The organism is uncultured Albimonas sp. (assembly GCF_963977235.1).
Classification (GTDB): domain Bacteria; phylum Pseudomonadota; class Alphaproteobacteria; order Rhodobacterales; family Rhodobacteraceae; genus Albimonas.
The window spans coordinates 1-3,518 of record NZ_CAXBOD010000131.1; the positions used below are offsets into that span (position 1 = coordinate 1).

Consider the following 3,518-nt stretch of genomic DNA (forward strand, 5'->3'; position numbering starts at 1 on the left):
GACCCTGGTCTGCGCCGTGGACGATGGCGTGACCCGCCGCGTGACGGACCTGCGGGTCACGGCCTACGACCTGCCGCCGGGCTGCGTCGCGGGCTATTTCCCCGAGCTGAATCCGCTGGTCCCCTTAGGATACCACGAGAAGAATTCCCAGACTCCCGCATACAAGGGAACGCCGGTCCGGTTCGAGCTCTGATGCCGCGCGCGTCCGGCCCGTCGCCGCAGTCCGACACCGACGAACGATGACCCCGATGACCCCTCTCTCCTCCAGCCGGAACCGGCTGCTGGCGACGCTGTCGCCCCAGGACGCCGACCTGATCCGCGAGGCGCTGGAGCCGGTCGCCCTTTCCGTGCGCCAGCGTCTGGAGACGCCCGACCTCCCCATCGAGCACGTCTATTTCCCCGAGCGGGGCATCGGCTCGGTGATCGCGGTCGGGCGCCGCGACCGACGGGTGGAAAGCGGACTGTTCGGCCGCGACGGGATGTCGGGCCTGTCGGTGGTGCTGGGGGTCGACCGCTCCCCGCACGAGACCTTCATGCAGGTCGAGGGGGTCGGGCGACGGATCGCCGCCGAGACCCTGCGCAATGCGATGGAGCTTAGCCCCACCCTGCGCCCGTTCCTGCTGCGCTATGTCCATGTGCGGACGGTCCAGTCGGCGCAGACCGGCCTGAGCAACGCAAAGTTCCGTATGCACCAGCGGCTGGCGCGGTGGCTCCTGATGTGCAGCGACCGCATCGACGAGCCGGAGATGCCGCTGACCCACGCCTTCCTGTCGGTGATGCTGGGCGTGCGCCGCGCCGGGGTCACCGAGGCGATGCACGATCTGGAGCGTCAGGGCCTGATCGGGCTCAACCGCGGCAGCGTCGCCGTGCTCGACCGACCCGGCCTGATCGCCGCCGCCGACGGCTCCTACGGCCTGCCCGAGGCGGAATACGCGCGCCTGATCGGATGATCCGCGTCCGCTGGCGACGGGCCGCCCGCGCTCGCCGGGCCGGCGGCGGATTCGGTCCTGTCGCGCAGCGCTTTGCGACGATTTCAAGTCATCGATCCGAAATTCGCATGTGTCATTTGTTAGTGGGGAAGTAAAGCGAACTTCGTACGGATCTGTACGCTCGGACTTGGTGGAGGGAACGTCGGCCCTACGTTGACGAGAGACGCGGAACCCGGAGGCATCCCGATGAGAGATGATCGACACGCCCGCGCTCTGACCAGGGCGACCGAACTCTGGCGGCGAGAAGGCCGCCCGGAGGATGGGCCCCGCGGCCGCGACGACGAGCGCCTGCGACGGGCGGAACAGCACGTCGCCGGCGAGGAGGCCAAAGCCCGCGCGTCGGGCCCGGCCCCGCGTCCGCCCGGGGGGACCCCGCCCCTCGGACCGTCCGGCGGCGTCGCTGGACCTCGGCAACCCGGCCGGACGCCCGGCCGGGGCGACTGAGCCCATGGCTCCTTCCCCCAGGAGATCCAGACGATGTTCGACAGCCCCGCAGCCCCCGCGGCGCCCGACGTGTCGACGACCGAGATCCTCGATCAGACGCCAGCGCTGCGCGCCTATGCGACGTCTCTGACCCGGCGCAAGCCGGATGCCGACGACCTGTTCCAGGAGACCATGCTCAAGGCCCTGGCCAAGCGGGGCCAGTTCCGGCCCGGCAGCAACCTGCGCGCGTGGATGTTCACGATCATGCGCAACACCTTCCGCACCTCGGCGATGAAGGCGGGGCGGGAGCGGCCGGGCGACGCCGACTGCGTGGCCGGCGGCGTGAGGACGCCCGCGACCCAGCACTGGTCGCTGATGGGGCGCGAGACGATGCACGCCATCCACGCCCTCCCCCCGCACTACCGCACCGTGATGGTGCTGGTCGTGGTGATGGGCGAGAGCTACGAGGACAGCGCCCGGATCTGCAAGTGCAAGGTCGGCACGGTCAAAAGCCGCGTCGCCCGTGGCCGCGAGATGGTGATTCAGCAGCTCGACCCCGACGCGCGCTGAGATCCGCGCCGGGGCCGCAACCGCTGCCGGCGGCCGTGCTCCAGGGCCTTCGCGCCAGCCTGCGCCGCTCCCGCGGCGCTTCCCCCCGTCGCTTTCCGGCTTTCGAGAAGGAGCGACCCCATGAGACGCGATGCCCGAGCCAAGGACCGGCAGATCCTCATTTCCGTGGTGGCCGTAGCGGCCGCAGTTCTTTTGCTGAGCGTGCTCTAGGCCTCCCCGGCCCGCTGCGCGCGGCCTTCGCGGCCCCCCGACCGGCCATTCGGCGCGCCCTTCGGGGCATGCGCCCCCTGCCTTCTCCTTCCGATGCCCCTTCTTGCAGAGCGCGGCGGGCCCGGGCCGGACGCGTCGCGCCTCTGTTGGGCTGGCCCTCGCAACGGCCGATCAGCGCGGCGCCGGGGGCCGGGAGGCGTACCATTGCGCTACGGCCGGGACATCCTCGGGCGGCAGCTGGTGGGCCGCGCGGGTCATCAACTCGGCGAAGCGTCCGCCGCCGACAGGCGGATCGGCGAGGTAGAGGCGCAGCTGCGCCTCGATATAGCCCGCCCGCTGTCCGGCCAGGCGCGGAAACACCTCCCGCACCCGCTCGCCCGAAGGCGCATGGCAGGCGTCGCAGGCGGCCACGTCCTGCTCGGGCAGGCCGCGCGCGGCGATCCGCTCGCCCCGCGCCAACTGCTCGGAGGCGGCCTGCGTGGGGTCGAGGGCGGGCGCGGGGTCGGTCTCCGCCTCGGCGTATCGAGCGGCGAGATCGGAGAGCGTCGCCGCGTTCAGCCCCGCCACGGCATGGCGCATGGGGCCGCTCGCTCGGCGTCCTTCGGCATAGTCGAGCAGCGCCCGCTCCAGCGCCGGCCGAGGCTGGATGTCGATCCGCGGGATGGGGCCGGGCACGGCCGCCTCGCCCTCCGGCCCCCTTCCCTCGAGCCCGTGGCAACGCACGCAGTCGGCCATGGGGGGATCGGCTGGCAGGGTCAGCCCGCGCGAGGGGCCCTCGGCCTCGCCGTAGGCCAGCGCGCGGTATGATTGCGCGTCGAGCTCCGGGAGGCGCTGCAGGAAGGCGACCATCGCCCAGACCTCGTCCTCGCGATGACGGGCGGGCCAGGCGGGCATGCCGGTCATCATCACCCCCTGGTCGACGATCCAGTGCAGTTCGGCGGGCGTCCAGTGATCGGCGGCGTCGCTCAGGTCCGGCGGCGGCGGCAGCATCGCCTGCGCCGCCCCGCCCGAGGGCCCGGCCGGGCTGCCGTGGCAGGGGGCGCAGCCGCTCTCGAACTGGCCTGCGCCCAGCCGGGCGAGGCCGGGGGCGGACAGGTCGGGGACCTCGGCGCCCATCGCGTAGAACGCGACCGCCCGGCGCATCGCCGTGTGCAGGACCCAGCTTGCGACGGTCGTGTGCCCGCCCGCCGCCCCGATCGGCACGAGCCCGCCGGCGAAGACCACGAGACCCAGCACGACCAGCCCGGCGGCGATCCGGCCCAGCGTTGCGGTGCGGATGCCTCGGTCGCTCATGAGCTGGCCTCTTCGCTACGGATCGCGCGGCCG

The 3,518-nt window shown here is 72.5% G+C and carries 4 protein-coding genes; 3 read left to right on the top strand and 1 reads right to left on the bottom strand.

The annotated features are described in order from the left end of the window. From AAC134_RS23605 to AAC134_RS23615, 3 genes are all read left to right on the top strand, one after another. Positions 1–193 (top strand): hypothetical protein (locus AAC134_RS23605; RefSeq protein WP_339952223.1); only part of this gene is annotated, 193 nt, incomplete at its 5' end. Between the two features lie 55 nt (positions 194–248). Beyond that, on the top strand, positions 249–950 hold the full coding sequence (locus AAC134_RS23610) for a Crp/Fnr family transcriptional regulator (protein ID WP_339952225.1): 702 nt from the start codon (positions 249–251) through the stop codon (positions 948–950). 516 nt (positions 951–1,466) lie between these two features. Beyond that, on the top strand, positions 1,467–1,982 hold the full coding sequence (locus AAC134_RS23615) for a sigma-70 family RNA polymerase sigma factor (protein ID WP_339952227.1): 516 nt from the start codon (positions 1,467–1,469) through the stop codon (positions 1,980–1,982). Positions 1,983–2,363: 381 nt separating this feature from the next. Here the strand turns inward: AAC134_RS23615 and AAC134_RS23620 are convergent, their stop codons facing one another. Continuing rightward, complete coding sequence (locus AAC134_RS23620; RefSeq protein ID WP_339952229.1) at positions 2,364–3,485, bottom strand: c-type cytochrome; 1,122 nt, start codon at positions 3,483–3,485, stop codon at positions 2,364–2,366. Positions 3,486–3,518 lie beyond the last annotated feature (33 nt).

Coding starts and splice junctions, on each gene's coding strand:
- AAC134_RS23610 (WP_339952225.1), top strand. CDS start 249: ATGACCCCTCTCTCCTCCAGCCGGAACCGGCTGCTGGCGACGCTGTCG.
- AAC134_RS23615 (WP_339952227.1), top strand. CDS start 1,467: ATGTTCGACAGCCCCGCAGCCCCCGCGGCGCCCGACGTGTCGACGACC.
- AAC134_RS23620 (WP_339952229.1), bottom strand. CDS start 3,485: ATGAGCGACCGAGGCATCCGCACCGCAACGCTGGGCCGGATCGCCGCC.